The organism is Rhodococcus sp. RCBS9 (assembly GCF_029457415.1).
Lineage (GTDB): Bacteria > Actinomycetota > Actinomycetes > Mycobacteriales > Mycobacteriaceae > Rhodococcus_F > Rhodococcus_F qingshengii.
In genome coordinates this window covers 1,525,808-1,542,013 of sequence record NZ_CP120422.1, presented here as the reverse complement: position 1 = coordinate 1,542,013, position 16,206 = coordinate 1,525,808, and the positions used below count along the sequence as shown (strand labels likewise).

Below are 16,206 nucleotides of genomic sequence, written 5' to 3'. Positions count from 1 at the left end.
GCGACTCGGCCGGTGTATCCGGCGTCTATTTGGCCGTGAACCCGGCGTCGACCGGCAACGCGATACCTGTGACGTATCGAGCCTGATCCGAAACCAGCCAGGCTATCGCGTTGCTGACGTCGGCAGCTTCGATCAACTCGACATTCAAGAGGTTGCCCACGTCGGCTCCGCTCGATGTCGGGGAGTCCGCAAACAGCTTCGCGACCGCGTCGTTGACGACCATCGGTGTATTCGCGCCAGTCGGGTGCACGGAGTTGACACGAATATTGTGGGGAGCAAGCCAGTGCGACCACGTGCGCCCAAGCCCCACGATGGCGTGTTTACTCGCGCAGTAGCCGTCGGATCCGCCGGTGCCGTCACCTCCACGACCGACAAGTCCCAGAGTTGATCCGGTAAGGACTATTGCGCCACCTGTACCTTGTTCGATCATCGCGGGCGCTGCGGCCTGGACGGTATTCCAGACGCCGAATAGGTTGACCTCCATCTGGTCGCGGAAGGCGCGAGCATCGTCGATATCCGGGGACATCATGCCGATACCGGCGTTGGCCAGGACGATGTCGACGCTGCCCAGCTCCGCAATTCCTTCGGATACCGCAGTTCGCAGTGCGGACAGATCGCGAACATCCACTTCTCGCGCGACGATACTTCGTCCCAGGTTCTCGACCGCTGCTGTTGTCTGCCGCAAATCGTCGGCGGTTCCCATCGGGTAGGCCACCGATTCGATCTGACGGCAGATGTCGAGCGCAATGATGTTCGCGCCCTCCTGCGCCAATCGCACGGCGTGGCTCCTGCCCTGACCTCGGGCGGCCCCGGTGATCAGTGCGGTTTTGCCTTCCAACTGTCCGGGCATGCGTGCTCCGTCCGTCGTGAATCATGATTACTCGGTCATGAGTACTGACCCGAGGGGACGGCGAAATTCGTCGCCGGCGACGTAGTCTGAGTTCAGTTACAGCGGGAACTCGCTTCGGAAGAGAAGAGGCTCGGGATGTCCGATTGGGTGAAGAAGGTCGAAGCTGAAGCCAAAGGGCTCCTCGCCGAGGCGGAAGAAGAGCTGACCGTCCTCGAAGGTGTCGACACCATAGATCCGCTTGCCGACGACGATCCGGCACCAGAAGACGGCACCAAGCCGACGTCAGACTGACCCTGCGACCCGTCGGCGCGCCTCGACACTGCTCGGTATCTCAGAACGGTGGCGGGTCGTCCCCGTAGTCGATGGGTTCTCGGCGGGCTCGCGGTGATTTCCGCCGCTTGTATTGAACGTGCTCCTCTGCTCGTTTCTGTATCCGTCGGCGCTGGCGATTGCGTTCACTCTGGATACGGGCAGCTTTGTTCTCCGCCTGGGTCCGCCGATTTCGACCGCCCTGGGGCGGTGTCGGTTCGTGCGATCCAGCCATCAATCCTGCGGGTCGCGTTCGGTAACAATGCCCGGTCGGCGACGTCAGCGACATGGTCCGATCCACGTTCGACGTGAACCGCCACCGGTCGGAATGCTTGAGGCGATGATGATTGCGGCAGAACGCACTCAAATTCGACGCGATCGTTTTACCGCCACGTTCGGGGTCGCCATGATGGAACGGTTCATTGTGGTCCAGATCGGAATTCCAGGCCGGGACATCACAATGCAGCCATTGGCAGCTGCCCGCAATGATCCGTAACCAGGTATCGAGTACGGCGCCCGGCCGGTAGACGCGCGCCGAAGCAGGCACCGGCTCTACGACGTCATCAGCAGGTGCTCGGACGTTTCGAATTACGGCGTCACGGGCGATATCGCGAGCATGCTCAGCGCTGATCACCCCGTACCCGTCGAGGTGGGCGGGCTCACCGCCACCGTGCAGAGTGGAATCAGTCATCACGACGTGAACCACGGGCCGACGAACGACAACACCACCGCTACGATCCTGCGGGCAATCATCTCGGCCACAGTTGCACGGCAAGAATTGTGATCCGTTGGTCAACTCGAAGAGCGCGTCGGCTCGTCGCTGCTCGTACGTTCGTGAGTCGTTTCGGCATACCGACACTGCCAACTCGCGTAGTCGGCCGTCGAATGCCCGAGCCTGCTCTGCCGGAACGCTTCCCAAGATCTTTGCCATCCCGTCCTCGGCAGCGCTGACCCCGACGAAGCGATCGGTGAGAGCACGGCGTCGGCGTTCTCGCATACCTTCCGGGTCCACCATCGCCACGATCCGATCGATCGCCGCTGTCAGTCGTCTTCCCGTCAAGCCCGTTCCGCCTGCTACTGGTGGGGCGAGAACCTGCTCGAGCAGTAGTCGTTCCACCTCGTCGATCAATTCGTCTTTCACGTTCGCGGTCGCGGAATCGATCAAACCAACTCGGTACAGATCCAACTCGCCACGCGCCATCGCCGCTCGAGTGCGATGCAGACGAGTCTTTAACGAGAACCCCAACCCGATCAGCTTGCCGGCAGCCGCGCGACCCATCGTCAGTGACGCACCGACTTCCGATTCAGCCAACTCGTGTGCGGTCGACGACCACGCACCACTGGCGACGTGCTCCGAGCTTCGCCGCGAAAAGAACTCGGCAATCACAGCGAGCTTGCGTTCGACCAGCATCGCCTCGCATGCATGCAGATCGGTCATGAGATCAACCAGCGCACAATCAGTTTCGGTACCGGTCAGCTGTGCTGAGATACCGAAGAGCTCTGTCGTGGGGTTGACCATGTATCGATCTTATTCGAATATTCGTTCGAATGGCGTCGAATTCTTGAATCAGTCGGAATAGTCGGTTTCCTGAATTTCAGTGCATCTCAAGGGTTAGTCGTAATGCTGTCAGCGGATCCGAGGCATCTCGACGCCCACGCGGACCAGGCCCTTCGGGGTTGACGAAGCGGCCCTCGTCCGAGCGAGTCCACTCGCGTACGGCCCATCTCTCCTTGATCGCCCAACGGCCGTCGCGTCGCTCCATGTGGTCGATGAACCGCGCACCACTGGTGAAGTTGATCATTCCGATGTCTTCGGGCCCGCCCCAGTGTGTGGACATCGAATATGCCTCGCTGATCGCGTGGTCGCCGTGCAGTTCGACCAGGTGGTTGCCGATGTGGTGCATCGTGCCGCCGATCGCGGAGAGTTTTGTTGTGGCCCAGGCGATGTACTCGTCGATGGTGCCGTCGAATCCGGTGTGATGGTCGATCGCGTCCGGGTGGTAGGCGCTGCGGACGAGATCGAAGTCGAGGCGGTCGATGCCACGGCAGTACGTCAGAACCACCTCACGGATTGCCTGCTTGTCGATGAGATCTTGCAGTGCCCGGTCCATGTCACGCCTCCTTGATGCTGGTCATCCAGTCGAGTAGTTCTGGTAGTTCTTCGGCAGCGCAATCGAATACGGCAGGTCGAAAAACGACGACGGAGGCGCCGCGGGCGAACCAGTCCCGGGTCTTGTCTGCGGTTGCCGAGAGGTCGACGGACCCGTTGTCGCGTCGAACCGGCGCCGCAGACACTTGCACGCGCGCCGACTCGGGGTCACGTTGGTGGGCTTCGAACGTGTTGCGCAACAGTGCAACACTGTCGCTGAACGTTCCCAGATCGGTCGGGTTCACGGTCCAGCCGTCGGCGACGCGTGCGATGCGGTCGAAGTTCCGCCGGCTTGGTCCGAAACCGAAGAGCACTGGTATTCGGGATTGGATCGGCAGCGGGAGGCTGTGGTAATTCTCGAAAGCGAAGTCGCGTCCCTTGAAGGTGGCCGGTGCATTGGTCCACAGTTCGCGGCAGGCTGCGACGGTCTCTTCCATGCGCCCGAATCGCGCGTCGAAAGGCATGTTGGTGGCGGTGTATTCAGCTTCTTGCCATCCAACGCCGAAACCCATGACAGTTCGACCTTCGGACAATGAGTCGAGAGTGGCAACCTGCTTTGCAAGCAGGGCCGCCGGGCGAACAGTGGCGATCAGAACCGATACTCCGAGGCGAGCGCGTTCCGACACCGCGGCGATCGAAGACAGAAATGAAATCGGTTCGTACCAAGGGTGATCCAACGGGAACAGAAAGTTGTGTTCGACTACCCGCTGAGCGTGAGCGTCGGCATTGAAGCCGAGGTGGTCGCCGGTGCAGATCAGATCGATCCCGGCACGGTCAGCACGCGCGGCGAAGTCCAGAACCGGGCGAATCTTGCCGTCGAACAGGGCCTCGAGGCCCAAGATGTTGACGCCGATTTCCACAGTCGTCGTTCCTCTACAGTGCCCGCTTGGCATGCGCGGACATCTCGCCCATGTTGTCCAGACAGAAGAGTCTCGAGCTGAACTGCCACGACCCGTCGACGCAGGTGAAGCGATCGAAGTAGCGCCCCGCCAGAATAGGTTGCAGGGCAAGATCTTCGGCACCTTGGATGACCGTGACGTACGAGAGTGCCGTCGCTGATTCACCGTCGACCGCGATTCGCGTGTTGGTCAGCAGATGTTTGGTTCGTGGAACCGGCGGATCACCGTACATTCGAATGAAGCCGCTGCAGGCTGCGAACACTGCGTCGGCGTCGGACGAAATGAGCGTGGTGGCAACCCCGTCCGGCCCGCACTGCCCGTAGTCGGACGAGGCGAACAATGCAGCGACTTCACGCAATCGGCCCTGATCGATCAGATGCGTGTACTCGCAGAGCAGGTCACGGATCGCCGACTCGGCGACGATCCGTGACAGCTCCGCGGTCATACGGTGATCTCGCGCCGAACCATCTTGCCGGTTGCATTGCGAGGCAGCAGATCGCTGGTGATGCGCCACTTCGACGGCACCTTGAAATAGGACAGTCGCTCGGCAGCGTAATCACGCAGCTCCGCCTCCGTTGTGGCGGCTCCGGGACGCAGGACAACCACGGCGGACACTTCCTGGCCGAGGTCGGGGTGCGGCATGCCGATGACAGCGCACTCGATCACGTCGGGGTGTTCGTCGAGCGTCTGCTCGATCTCGGTGGGGTAGACGTTCTCGCCGCCACGCAGGATCAGGTCGGAACGGCGACCGGTGAGACGGAGACGCCCGTTCTCGATTACGCCGAAATCGCCGGTGCGGAGCCAGCGTCCGGGGGCAATTGCCGACTCGGTCGCCTCGTCGTTCTCCCAGTATCCGAGCATGACGAAGGGGCTGCGTACGCACACTTCACCTTCGATGCCGTCCGGCAGCCATTCGCCGAAGGGATCGCGAATCTCCATCGAGACGGTGATGATCGGACGCCCGAGAGTGCCTGGGAACTCTTCGAGTTCGGCGCCGACGGCGACCGCAATGGCGGTGCTGCATTCGGTGAGGCCGTAGCTGTCGACCAGAGCATTGCGTGCGAACGGCACCTGCTCCTTGAGGCGTTCCTTGAACGCGGGCGACGACGGCGCGGATGCCAGTGAGAATGCAGTCAACGAAGAGACGTCGTACTTGGCGATGTTGCCGTGCTCGAGTAGCCGCGATGCCATCGTGGGGACAGCACCCCAGTTGGTGACACGCTCGCGTTCGACCAACCCGAGCACCTTGTCGACGTCGAAGCCGCCCTCGGTCAGGATGACGGCACTGCCCGTCGCGAGACGGGGGACCACCAGATTGTGCAGGCTGGCGATGTGGAAGAGCGGGGAGGTGAGTAGATAACGCAGTGGGCTCGGCTTGGAAGCGTCGTACTCACGGCCGGTGAATGCCGCGCCGATCGCGTCGCTGTACTTGTGGTAGTCGACGACGGCCATCACGTTGCGGTGCGAATGGAGTGCGCCCTTGGGGCGGCCACTGGTACCACTGGTGAACAGGATGACGGCGGGGTCGTCCTCGTCGATGTCGGTGCTCGGCACGTCGGAGCCTGCATACTCCGCGATGAGCGCGGGCAGATCCTCTTCCATGGTGAGGACCGTGATGTCTGCCGGCAGTTCGGGGAGGGCGGCGCCGCGCTTGGCGTCCACGACCAGAACCTTCGGACGTGAGAGCTCGATCCCGTGGGTGACCTCGCGCGGAACCCACCAACCGTTGAGACCGACAGCGATCGCGCCGAGCGCCTGCGTCGCGAAGAACGTCATGACCCATTCGGGAGTGTTGGCAGCGAGGATGCCCACACGGTCGCCCTTGCGGACTCCGTACTTGTCCCGCAGAGCAGTTGCCAGCGCGGCAACGGAATCGGCATGCTCGGTGAACGAGATTCGACGATCGCTGGTGACGAGATAGTCGCCGTCGCCCCAGGCCCGGGATGCCGAGATCAGTTCACCGATGGCGTGACCGCGGTTCTTCATCACAGGCATGACGGTGCCGAGAACCTCTTCTTCGACGATCTCGAATGGCCCACCTGGACCGGTGAGGCGTGAGACCGCCTGGTCCAGAAGCAACTGCGGATCTGCGGGGGCAGTCATGGAATGGCCTTTCGTATTGTGGCGCTTTTCACGTCACAAAATCTCACGAGAAAATCATATCTGTGGCGGCGGTTACCACTGAGCGAGACTGGGACGGTTCCGGCTCTGAGGCGTCGATACGTTCGAGTCGTATCGCAGTTGGAGTAATCGACATTCCGATATCGACTAGGACACAGGACACGATGACGAACACCGCCACCGAAGCATCTTCGAATGCAGCTCTTGCAGCTCCTCAGCGCGAGGACGTCGCGCAGATGTTGATCGACCGTCTCGGTGATCAGCACCTGGGCCTGCGGACGCGGACGCAGGACTGGAGCTGGGACGAGGTGGTGCGCGAGAGCGCAGCGCGCGGCTCGCTGGCGAAGTCGCTTCGCGCGCCCGGACCGTTTCACATCGGAGTACTTCTCGAGAACGATCCGGAGTTCCTGTTCTGGCTCGGCGGCGCGGCCCTGACCGGGGCCACGATCGTCGGCATCAATCCGACCAGGCGTGGAGCTGAACTCGAGGCTGAGGTCCGGTACGTCGACTGCCAGCTGATCGTCACCGACAAAGCAGGCTACGAGAAGCTTGCCGGCCTGGACCTCGGGCTGACCGAAGATCGTTTCGTCCTGGTCGACGACGCGTCGTACCCGGACAGGATTGCAGCACATCACGTCGAGTCGCCTCAGATCGACCTCGGTGTCGACGCGTCGACGCTGTTCTTGCTTCTCTTCACCTCGGGCACCACCGGAATGTCCAAGGCAGTGCGGTGCAGCCAGGGGCGTCTGACGCGGTTGGCCTACGCGAACTGCGCCAAGTACGACATCGACCGCGACGACGTCTGCTACTGCTGCATGCCGCTCTTCCACGGCAACGCGTTGATGGCTCTGTGGGCGCCGGCCCTTTCGCAGGGAGCTACGGTCTGCCTCGTTCGTAAGTTCACGGCCTCGGGATTCATGCCGGACGTTCGGTTCTACGGCGCAACATATTTCACCTACGTCGGTAAGGCCTTGGGGTATCTCATGGCGACGCCGGAACTGCCCGACGACATCGAGAACACCCTCACCCACGGCTTCGGGACCGAGGCGTCGCCGGGGGACAAGGCAGAGTTCATCCGTCGTTTCGGTGCACAACTTTTCGAGGGATACGGTTCGAGTGAAGGTGCCGGTTCAGTAGTGCTCGATCCGAACCAACCTGCCGGAGCGCTGGGCCGTCCCGCGAGCGAGAACATCGTCATCGTCGATCCCGATACGCGCGAAGAGCGACCCCGCGCAATTCTCGACGAGCACGGTCACGTGCTGAACCCCGACGAATCCATCGGCGAGATGGTCGACAAGGCCGGATCGAAGAAGTTCGAGGGGTACTACAAGAACGAAGACGCGATCGCCGAGAAGATTCGCCACGGTTGGTACTGGACAGGCGATCTCGGCTACGTCGACGAGGCCGGCTTCATCTACTTCGCGGGACGCAAGGGCGACTGGATCCGCGTCGACGGTGAGAACACCTCGGCTTTGATGATCGAGCACATCCTGCGTCGGCACCCCAAGGTGATCGCCACGGGTGTCTTCGCGGTGCCGGATCCGCGTTCGGGTGATCAGGTCATGGCTGCGATCGAGGTCGCCGATCTCGCCGATTTCGATCCGGTCGAGTTCGCCGACTACCTTGCCGCGCAGGCGGATCTGGGTACCAAGGCAGCGCCACGATTTGTTCGCGTTTCGACCGACCTGCCCGTCACGGGCTCCAACAAGGTACTCAAACGTGAACTTCAAGCCGATCGCTGGCGGACCGACGAACCAGTGTTCCACTGGGTGGGCCGAGGCACTCCCGAATACACGTTGATGACCGAAGCTGACGTGGTGAACCTGGAGAAGGAGTTCGAGACGCACGGCCGCACGCGGTTCCTGTGAGTGGAGTTGCGCTGGTGACCGGCGCTTCCCGGGGGATCGGCCGAGAGTGCGCGCTTGCATTCGCGCGCGCCGGATTCGACGTTGCAATCACTGCTCGCACCGTTCGTGAAGGAGAGGGACGGGCAGCCCCGCGAACGAGGCAAGGCGAGCAAGTGATTCCGGTGCCCGGCAGCCTGGAGACGACGGTTGCCGAGATCGAGTCCTTCGGTGTGCGCGCATTGGCCGTTCCGATGAACCTGCTCGATCTGGCCTCCGTCCGCGGCGCCGGTGAACGGGTGCTGGCGGAGTGGGGACATGTCGACGTGTTGGTGAACAACGCCTACGCGCAGACGGTCGGAAACATGGACCGGGTGCTCGACATCGAGATCGACGACGCTCAGGCGATGGCGATCGGGAATTATCTGCACCAACTCGCTCTGGTCCAGGTGATACTCCCGTCGATGATCAAGAGCGGCAACGGCGTAGTGGTCAATCTGGCATCGGGCTCGGCGACCATGGATCCGCCTGCGCCTCCCGGCGAGGGTGGTTGGGGTCTGTCGTACGCCGCGTCGAAGGCGTCGTTCGGACGTATTGCCGGAGCGATCAACTCCGAGTACCGAGACGCCGGAATCAAAGCGTTCAACCTGAGTCCGGGATTTGTCATCACGGAATCAGGGAAAGCCCGTGGTGGCGCGGACGCAATCGTGGACGCCGGATTTGCGGCCACACCGGCATCCGTACCCGCTGCAGCGGCGGTGTGGCTTGCAACAGATCCCGATGCGGACCGGTACCTCGGTCGCGTCGTGGATGGTCCGAAATTGATGGCGACACTGGAGGAAACGGTATGAAGCTCGGCGTGGTCGTTCCGGTCGAACTGGGTCGAAGCGGAGACCCTGATTGGATTCTGCAATTCGCCCGTGCGGCCGAGTCGCTGGGTTTCGACGAGATCTCGGCAGTGGAGCACTCGGTGGTCATCGCCGACACCGAGAGCGAGTACCCCTATTCTCCGACCGGAAAATCGCATCTTCCCGATGACTGCGACATCCCGGATCCGCTCGAACTGCTTTCGTTCGTGGCGGGTGCCACAACCACTTTGGGCTTGTCCACTGGAGTTCTGGTGCTGCCCAATCACAATCCGGTAGTGCTCGCCAAACGATTGGCGACGCTCGATCGCCTTTCCGGTGGGCGATTGCGCATCTGCCTCGGCCTGGGATGGATGAAGGAAGAGATCGAGGCGTGCGGCGGTGACTTCGAGCGCCGCGGCAAGGTAGCCGATGAGGCCATCGCGGTGATGCGTTCACTCTGGGCGGGCAAGGAAGCAGTCGATTTCGACGGCGATTACTTCTCGTTCAAGGGTGCGTACAGCTGGCCGAAGCCGCACCGCGAATCCGGAGTTCCGCTCTACATCGGTGGACACAGTCTCGCTGCTGCTCGGCGAGCAGGCCGGTTGGGTGACGGTTTCCAGCCGCTGGGACTGGCCGGTGAAGATCTCGACAAGGCTGTAGCGGCGATGAAAGCGGCTGCGGTGAAGGCAGATCGAGATCCTGCCGACGTATCGCTGGTACTCGGTGCGACACTGCCCAGGCTCGACGAAGCGAAACTCGACTGGGCACGCGGGTTGGGAGCCGATCGAATCGTGTTGTCCGCGAGTCGTCGTGGCACGTCGCTGGAACTGATCATCGACGAAATGGCCGAATGCTCGAAGCGGCTGGGGCTGAGTAACTAGGAGTGCGGGCATGACCGGCAGCCATCGGAGCGGCTGCCGGTCATTGCTGTCGGAACGTCGATCAGTTATTGCTTGGTCAGCAATTTGCTCCGGAGCTTTGCGATCGTGTCGGCGTCAAGTTTCAGCACGTCCTGCGAAAACTTCTCCCACCCACCGAACTGGTCGCGAATCTTGTCGAGTACTGGCTGAATCTGGCTGGGACGCTGCTCCATCAACGGTTTCAACAGATCGACATCGATTCCTTTCGAAGACAGAAACGTGTAGGTCTGTTCGTTCTTGGCTTTGTTGTAGGTGTTCGACAGGACGAAGTCGTCGACGATGGTCTTGTCAGGAACACCCAGAATGCCGAGAAGTAGAGCTGTCATCAGTCCAGTGCGGTCTTTGCCTGCCGTGCAGTGGTAAGCGACTGCGGACTCGGAATCGGCGATGGTCCGTAGGGCTTGGGAATACCCGGCCATTCCGTCAGGCTTGGACAGTTGGTCGACGGCGCCGGTGTCGCTGATCCGGACGGCTTCACCGCCCCCGAGCACCTGCTCCACGATTGCAGGGTCACCAGATTTCAGGGCACTCGTAATCGCTGTGGCAAGAGCCTGAGTGCCGGCATCCAGGACTGCCGTGTTGACCACTTTCACGTTCGCGGGAACCTTGTCTGCTCCGTCCTTTGCGATCTCGCTGTCACCTCGGAAATCGACAACGGTCCGGATGCCTGCGTTCTCGATCGTTTGTTGATCGTCAGCAGTCAGATCGCTCAAGCGGTCGCCACGAAAAACCAGGCCCCACTTGACTGATCGGCCGTCGGCTGTCTCGTATCCGCCGACATCACGCACGTTGGCTGCGCCCTGCAGCGTCACGTGGCGGGTTGACGCGATGGTGGAAGTGCCGTCCTCGTCTATGACCTCGAAGTACCAGCGTGACAGTGGGTCGAGGCCGTCGACCTCAGTGGAGAAGCCGTCGACCGTGCCAATTTCCTTTCCTTCTGCGGCTGGGTTTTTCGGGTCGGTGGCGGCGAATACACGCACCTTTTCCGAGCCGCCGTGTTCCCAGACCAGTGAGTAGTGTCCGGCGGACGCTGATGTCACGTCGAGGTCGGTCGGCGTTTTCGCCGACTCGGCCTTGCTGCATGCGCCGAGTACGAGCATGAGTCCTGCCGCCGACAGCGCAAGAACTCGAGTTTTGCAAGTAGCCATGGGTCCTCCGAATCCAATTGGAAATCGGAGGCTACGCACCAGTGATCACTGTGTCGTGACCGTGTTGTGCAGAGCGGGAAAACTGCAGGCTGGAGTGCTTGTCGCCGATGATGATCAGGGATGGGCCAGCCCGTTCAGGAGCATCGCGCCGACAAAGATGGCACTGCTTGCGCGGGCGCTGCAGGACGGGTTGATCGCAATCGACGAACTCTGATCGAAGCGCGAGCGATCGGGTGCGTCGATCCGGGAGTCAGTCGAGGGCGGTGGCGTCGGTTGTCGGCGTCTTGGTGCCGGGAGTCGCTTCGATGTCGAGAACGACCTGGCTGTCGGTGGCTTCTTCGGGGAAGACGTACCGACGCATGGCCCACCAGCGGAAGGCCGTCGCCAGCAGGGTCCCGATGATCGATCCGCTGATGAAGTCCGCGAAGTTTTCCATCAACACCGACACCTCGGGTTGACGCAGATGGAACACGTACCGGGAGGTCCAGAGTGGTACCTGGTTGATGGCCAAACCGATACCCGCGACGATGAAGAACAGAGCGGCCTCGTGATGGCGCTGTCGACCACCGCGCTGCGCAAACGACCATTCGCGGTTGAGGACGTAGGACAGAACCGTCGCGATCAGGACCGCAAGGATGTTGGCCGTCACCGGGTGCTGAGGCAGAACCGTCCACTTGATGCCGAAGAACAGCACCGTGGTGACGATGAAGGCGATGCCGCCGACCACCAGGAACTTGAGCATTTCTGCGTGCGGCAGGACGCGCACGAGAACCCGCTCAGGAAGCCTATTGACCATCTTTTCGACAAACGCCATTGTTCGAGGCTAACCCTGAATACGACCGAGGGCACAAATCGTCGATGCCCGTGTCGGCAAGATCATCAGAATCCGTACCCGAGAATTGCGGGCTTCTGCGCGTTGAAAGCGAAGTCGAAATTCAGGATCTCCTGCGGATCGGACGCGTGGAGTCGGTGCGCCGCCGCGAAGGTCTTGGCCTGGTGCTCGCCCAGGTACAAGCTGCTCAGGACATCAGAGGGCATCGTGATCGCAGGCACCGCGTCAGTGGCCGTACAGGTGGCCTTGCCGCCCTTGACCTGAAGTGCGAAGGTTCCGCCGGCCTTCAGGAACGGATCTTCGACCTTGACGACTGTGTCCAGGTCAGCAGCATATTCACGAGCCTCGAGAGCCGCGGGAACGTCCATGATGCGCAGCCACAGTCGATCGGAGCGCGTCGTCGTCCGGGCAAGACGGTAGTCCGTCAGCATCAGCCGGAGAGGATCGGCAGGATGCTGGCGTGTCTCGATCCGGGTGACGAGGTCGAGGCCGCAGATCGTGCGCCACAGCGCCGCGTGCGCATCTTCGGTGATCGTCACGAACTCGTCGATCCGGGCGATGCTGTCGCGGCCCTCGCTCGTGTGCCGGTAAGCGATGTATCCGTCCGCGTGTGTCAGAAAGAACAGTCCGGAGGCGCCGTCACGATCCTCCGACGGGTCGGCGAACATGTGGTCCCAGAGTGGTTGCGGACGGACCTGCGCGCCGGGAGTCTGCAGTCGCCAGCGGTCGTAGATCTCGGGAAGAAGCGTCGAGGCAGCTTTGATGTCGACGATGGACACGCCACCGTTGTCGGGCACCTCGGGGCGGAATCGCGCGAAGCGGCGATCGAGGGTGATGCCTTCGCTGAAGGTGGCCGGGCCGTATCCGAAGCGGTTGTAGATGCCGGCCTCGCTTGCCGTCAGGGCGGCAAGCGGTGCTCCGGTCGACTCGATGTGGGCATGAAGCGCAGTGAACATCGAGCGTAGGACGCCACGACGACGGTGAGTCGGGGCGACGGATACCCAGGTGATTCCGCGCGTGGGGAGTTGGCGTCCGCCGGGCACGGTGAATTCCATGTCGATTTCGATGGCCACGCCGACGGGTAGGTCACCGTCGACGGCGAGGATGATGTCCTCGGGCTTGTAGAGCGCCTTCGTCAGTTCGCTGACCGCGGGAGACGGGTGAAAACCGAACCCCACCGAGTCGAGTAGTTGGAGAGCCGGCCAGTCACTCTCGGTAGCGGTGCGGATGGTGATCTTGTTTTCGGGGCTCACGTGTATCGACTCTGGCATAGATTGCGTGAAGACGCACATGAATATCGGGGCTGACGTTTCCGCACCGGCTCCCAGGGGTACCGCCCGACGGACCAGTCCTGCGGCACGGAGAAAACCGATACGGAGAAACACTGTGGCGATCACCGACATCAAGGAATATGCCCATCTGACCGAGGAAGACGTCGAGGCACTCGGGCGCGAGCTGGATGCCATTCGGCTCGACATCGAGGAGAAGCGCGGCGCGCACGACGCTCGATACATCCAGCGGACGATCGCGTTTCAGCGCTCTCTGATGGTGGCCGGCCGCATCGTCTTGTTCGCCAGCAAGAAGAAGCCTGCCTGGATTCTGGGGACTGCGCTCCTGGGGGTCGGCAAGATCATCGAGAACATGGAACTCGGCCACAACATCATCCACGGCCAGTGGGACTGGATGAACGATCCCGAGATTCACTCGAGCAACTGGGAGTGGGACAACACCTGCCCGTCCTCGGGATGGAAGCACTCGCACAACTTCACCCATCACAAGTTCACCAACATCGTCGGACTGGACAACGACGTGGGCTACGGAATCATGCGCGTCACGCGCGATCAAAAGTGGCACGCCGACTACCTCTTTCAACCGATCACGAATTTTGTGCTCGCGACCCTCTTCGAGTGGGGAGTGGCACTGCATCACCTCGAAACGGACAAACTCCGCAAGGGTGAGGTGAAGTGGTCCGAGAAATCGGAGATGGCCAAGGACGTCGGTAAGAAGATCGCGCGTCAGGTGGCGAAGGATTACATCCTGTTCCCCGCCCTGACCGGCCCCGCGTGGAAGACCACGTTGACGGCGAACGTCGTTGCGAACCTCATCCGAAACTACTGGAGTTACGCCGTCATCTTCTGCGGGCACTTTCCCGACGGTGCCGAGAAGTTCACGCTCGAGGAATTCGAGAACGAATCGCGCGCTCAGTGGTACCTACGACAGATGCTGGGCTCTGCCAACTTTCATGCCGGTCCCGTCATGGCCTTCATGAGCGGCAACCTCTGCTACCAGATCGAGCATCACTGCTTCCCGGATCTGCCGAGCAATCGGTACTCGGAAATCGCGGTGCCGCTGCGGGACTTGTGTGACAAGTACGACCTCCCGTACACGACCGGGCCGCTGTGGAAGCAGTACGGATTGACTCTGCGCACCATCTGGAAGTTGTCGCTGCCCAACAGGTTTCTCTCGGCTTCCCAGGACGACGCTCCGGAGACGCACTCGGAGTTGAAGTTCCGCATCCGAGGCGGAATCAAGGAAGTGTTCGGCGTCGATCCGCAGACCGGTAAGCGGCGCGGACTGCGAACAGCGATCGCGATGGTCTCGAGCTGATCAGTTACCGCTTGTGCGCCATTGAACGAACCACGAGATCGCCGGTCGACTGGATTGCCTGCACCAGCACGATCAAGATCACGACTGCGACGAACAGCACCGGTGTGTTGAATCGTTGGTAGCCGTACTTGATTGCGAAGTCGCCGAGTCCACCGGCGCCGATGGCACCTGCCATGGCCGAGAAACCGATCAGCATCACCGCCGTCAGGGTTGCTCCTGCTACCAATCCCGGTACGGATTCGGGCAGTAGCACCTTGGTGACGATGTCTTTGTCGGTGGCGCCCATGGACCGCGCTGCCTCGACGCGTCCGGAATCGACTTCACGCAAGGCGTTCTCGACGACGCGCGCAAAGAAGGGCACCGAACCGATGGTCAGCGGGACGATCGCTGCCGTGGCGCCGAGCGCTGTTCCGACGATCGCCCTCGTTGCCGGGATGAGGAGCACCAACAAGATGACGAACGGCAGCGAACGGCCGACGTTCACCACGGTGCCCAGAACCGAATTGAGGACGCGGTTGGGACGGATTCCGTCGGGCGCGCTCGCGTGCAACAGAACACCGAGAGCGATACCGATGATCACGGTGAGCACGAACGAGACACCGACCATGTAGAGCGTGTCGAGTAGGGCTTCCCATGCTTCGCCCAGGGAATCCTGCCAGGACGTCTTGTTCATGAGAACGTCACCTTCACTCCGCGCTGCGAAAGATGTTCTTCGACAGACTTTCTTGTCTCTTCGTTGGTGACGAGTCCCGTGTGCGAGGCGAACTCCACGCGAAGGCGACCGACCTGATGGGATCCGATGTCCTCGACACCGCCGGAGATCACGGTGACGTCGACGTCGAGATCTCGTGAGAGTTGGGAAATCACGGGTGAGGTGGACAGTGAATCGACAAAGGTGAGGAGCGCCGGAATTCCGGTCGTGGACGTTCGTACCGTTCCGGTCGGCAGTAGCGCCTCTCCGAGGGGTGAGTCCGGGTCTGCGACCAGTTCGGTGAGCGTTCCCTCGTCGACGATGCGGCCCTGATCGATCAGCGCAGCGCGATGGCAGATCCGTCGAACCACGTTGAGCTCGTGGGTGATCAGAACAATGGTCACGCCGAGTCGTCGATTGAGATCGGCGAGCAGGTCGAGGATCGAATCGGTTGTGTCCGAGTCGAGGGCGCTCGTGGCCTCGTCGCACAGGAGGACGTCGGGTGAAGCCGCCAAGGCTCTCGCGATGCCGACGCGTTGTTTCTGGCCGCCGGACAGTTGCGAGGGGAAGGCGTCACGTCGGTCTTCCAAGCCCACCAACTCGATCAGCTCGTCGACGCGGGCACGTCGATCTGCCCGCGAGTATCCCGCCACTTCGAGAGGGAAGGCGATGTTGGCGGCGACCGAACGGGAATGCAGCAGGTTGAAATGCTGGAACACGACACCGATCCGCTTGCGTGTGTCGCGCAGTTGCGCTGGGCTCAACGCGGTCAGATCGGTGTCGCCCAACAGAATCCGGCCACTGGTCGGGCGTTCGAGCAGGTTGAGGCAGCGCAGCAAAGTCGACTTGCCGGCGCCGCTCTTGCCGATGATGCCGAAGATTTCGCCGTCTTCGATTTTCAGGGATACGGAATCGAGTGCATGCAGAACTTGTGTGCCGCTGCGGTATTCCTTGGAGACCGATTCGATCGAGAAGACCATGACGGGTC

At 61.6% G+C, this 16,206-nt stretch carries 17 protein-coding genes; 6 read left to right on the top strand and 11 right to left on the bottom strand.

Annotated elements, in window-relative coordinates; all coding sequences use genetic code 11:
- Positions 1-25: 25 nt before the first annotated feature.
- Complete coding sequence (locus tag P0M12_RS07335; RefSeq protein WP_003940537.1) at positions 26-850, bottom strand: mycofactocin-coupled SDR family oxidoreductase; 825 nt, start codon at positions 848-850, stop codon at positions 26-28.
- Between the two features lie 135 nt (positions 851-985).
- Between P0M12_RS07335 and P0M12_RS07330 the strand changes: the two genes are divergently transcribed.
- Entirely contained in the window at positions 986-1,141 is a 156-nt protein-coding gene (locus tag P0M12_RS07330; protein ID WP_003940615.1) for a hypothetical protein, read from the top strand.
- A 40-nt stretch (positions 1,142-1,181) separates the two neighbouring features.
- Here P0M12_RS07330 and P0M12_RS07325 read toward each other — a convergent pair whose 3' ends face one another.
- The 5 genes from P0M12_RS07325 to P0M12_RS07305 form a co-directional block, all read right to left on the bottom strand.
- Positions 1,182-2,678, bottom strand: coding sequence for a DUF222 domain-containing protein (locus tag P0M12_RS07325; protein WP_277377556.1), 1,497 nt, complete (start codon positions 2,676-2,678; stop codon positions 1,182-1,184).
- 76 nt (positions 2,679-2,754) lie between these two features.
- Entirely contained in the window at positions 2,755-3,270 is a 516-nt protein-coding gene (locus P0M12_RS07320) for a nuclear transport factor 2 family protein (protein ID WP_050656595.1), read from the bottom strand.
- 1 nt (position 3,271) lies between these two features.
- On the bottom strand, positions 3,272-4,168 hold the full coding sequence (locus tag P0M12_RS07315; protein WP_151098229.1) for a TIGR03619 family F420-dependent LLM class oxidoreductase: 897 nt from the start codon (positions 4,166-4,168) through the stop codon (positions 3,272-3,274).
- Between the two features lie 13 nt (positions 4,169-4,181).
- Entirely contained in the window at positions 4,182-4,652 is a 471-nt protein-coding gene (locus P0M12_RS07310; RefSeq protein ID WP_151098228.1) for a nuclear transport factor 2 family protein, read from the bottom strand.
- Complete coding sequence (locus tag P0M12_RS07305; RefSeq protein ID WP_007732670.1) at positions 4,649-6,310, bottom strand: class I adenylate-forming enzyme family protein; 1,662 nt, start codon at positions 6,308-6,310, stop codon at positions 4,649-4,651. The genes P0M12_RS07310 and P0M12_RS07305 overlap by 4 nt, the downstream gene beginning before the upstream one ends.
- A gap of 182 nt (positions 6,311-6,492) precedes the next feature.
- On the opposite strand from P0M12_RS07305, the gene P0M12_RS07300 reads away from it, so the two are divergent.
- From P0M12_RS07300 to P0M12_RS07290, 3 genes are read left to right on the top strand one after another with little or no spacing between them, the layout of a single operon-like run.
- Positions 6,493-8,196 (top strand): AMP-binding protein, encoded by a 1,704-nt coding sequence (locus tag P0M12_RS07300; protein ID WP_047270718.1) that lies wholly within the window; start codon positions 6,493-6,495, stop codon positions 8,194-8,196.
- Positions 8,193-9,023 carry an SDR family oxidoreductase gene (locus tag P0M12_RS07295; protein WP_042924818.1) on the top strand — a complete coding sequence of 277 codons (831 nt, stop codon included), beginning with the start codon at positions 8,193-8,195 and terminating at the stop codon, positions 9,021-9,023. The genes P0M12_RS07300 and P0M12_RS07295 overlap by 4 nt, the downstream gene beginning before the upstream one ends.
- On the top strand, positions 9,020-9,901 hold the full coding sequence (locus tag P0M12_RS07290) for an LLM class F420-dependent oxidoreductase (RefSeq protein WP_058037669.1): 882 nt from the start codon (positions 9,020-9,022) through the stop codon (positions 9,899-9,901). The genes P0M12_RS07295 and P0M12_RS07290 overlap by 4 nt, the downstream gene beginning before the upstream one ends.
- 65 nt (positions 9,902-9,966) lie before the next feature.
- Here P0M12_RS07290 and P0M12_RS07285 read toward each other — a convergent pair whose 3' ends face one another.
- Positions 9,967-11,088 (bottom strand): tyrosine-protein phosphatase, encoded by a 1,122-nt coding sequence (locus tag P0M12_RS07285; protein WP_082239179.1) that lies wholly within the window; start codon positions 11,086-11,088, stop codon positions 9,967-9,969.
- Positions 11,089-11,143: 55 nt separating this feature from the next.
- Between P0M12_RS07285 and P0M12_RS07280 the strand changes: the two genes are divergently transcribed.
- The gene (locus P0M12_RS07280) at positions 11,144-11,302 is read left to right on the top strand and encodes a hypothetical protein (protein ID WP_223304510.1); all 159 of its coding nucleotides are present in this window, start codon (positions 11,144-11,146) and stop codon (positions 11,300-11,302) included.
- 36 nt (positions 11,303-11,338) lie between these two features.
- Here P0M12_RS07280 and P0M12_RS07275 read toward each other — a convergent pair whose 3' ends face one another.
- Positions 11,339-11,902: a GtrA family protein gene (locus P0M12_RS07275; protein ID WP_003939753.1), complete on the bottom strand. Its 564-nt coding sequence runs from the start codon at positions 11,900-11,902 to the stop codon at positions 11,339-11,341.
- 65 nt (positions 11,903-11,967) lie between these two features.
- Positions 11,968-13,323 (bottom strand): enhanced intracellular survival protein Eis, encoded by a 1,356-nt coding sequence (locus P0M12_RS07270; RefSeq protein ID WP_007732665.1) that lies wholly within the window; start codon positions 13,321-13,323, stop codon positions 11,968-11,970.
- Here P0M12_RS07270 and P0M12_RS07265 point away from each other — a divergent pair.
- Positions 13,307-14,527 carry a fatty acid desaturase gene (locus tag P0M12_RS07265; protein ID WP_007732653.1) on the top strand — a complete coding sequence of 407 codons (1,221 nt, stop codon included), beginning with the start codon at positions 13,307-13,309 and terminating at the stop codon, positions 14,525-14,527. The two genes, P0M12_RS07270 and P0M12_RS07265, sit on opposite strands and share 17 nt — an antisense overlap.
- A gap of 4 nt (positions 14,528-14,531) precedes the next feature.
- Here the strand turns inward: P0M12_RS07265 and P0M12_RS07260 are convergent, their stop codons facing one another.
- Positions 14,532-15,200 carry a methionine ABC transporter permease gene (locus tag P0M12_RS07260; protein WP_217017839.1) on the bottom strand — a complete coding sequence of 223 codons (669 nt, stop codon included), beginning with the start codon at positions 15,198-15,200 and terminating at the stop codon, positions 14,532-14,534.
- Positions 15,197-16,198, bottom strand: coding sequence for an ATP-binding cassette domain-containing protein (locus P0M12_RS07255; protein ID WP_277377555.1), 1,002 nt, complete (start codon positions 16,196-16,198; stop codon positions 15,197-15,199). The genes P0M12_RS07260 and P0M12_RS07255 overlap by 4 nt, the downstream gene beginning before the upstream one ends.
- Positions 16,199-16,206: the final 8 nt, after the last annotated feature.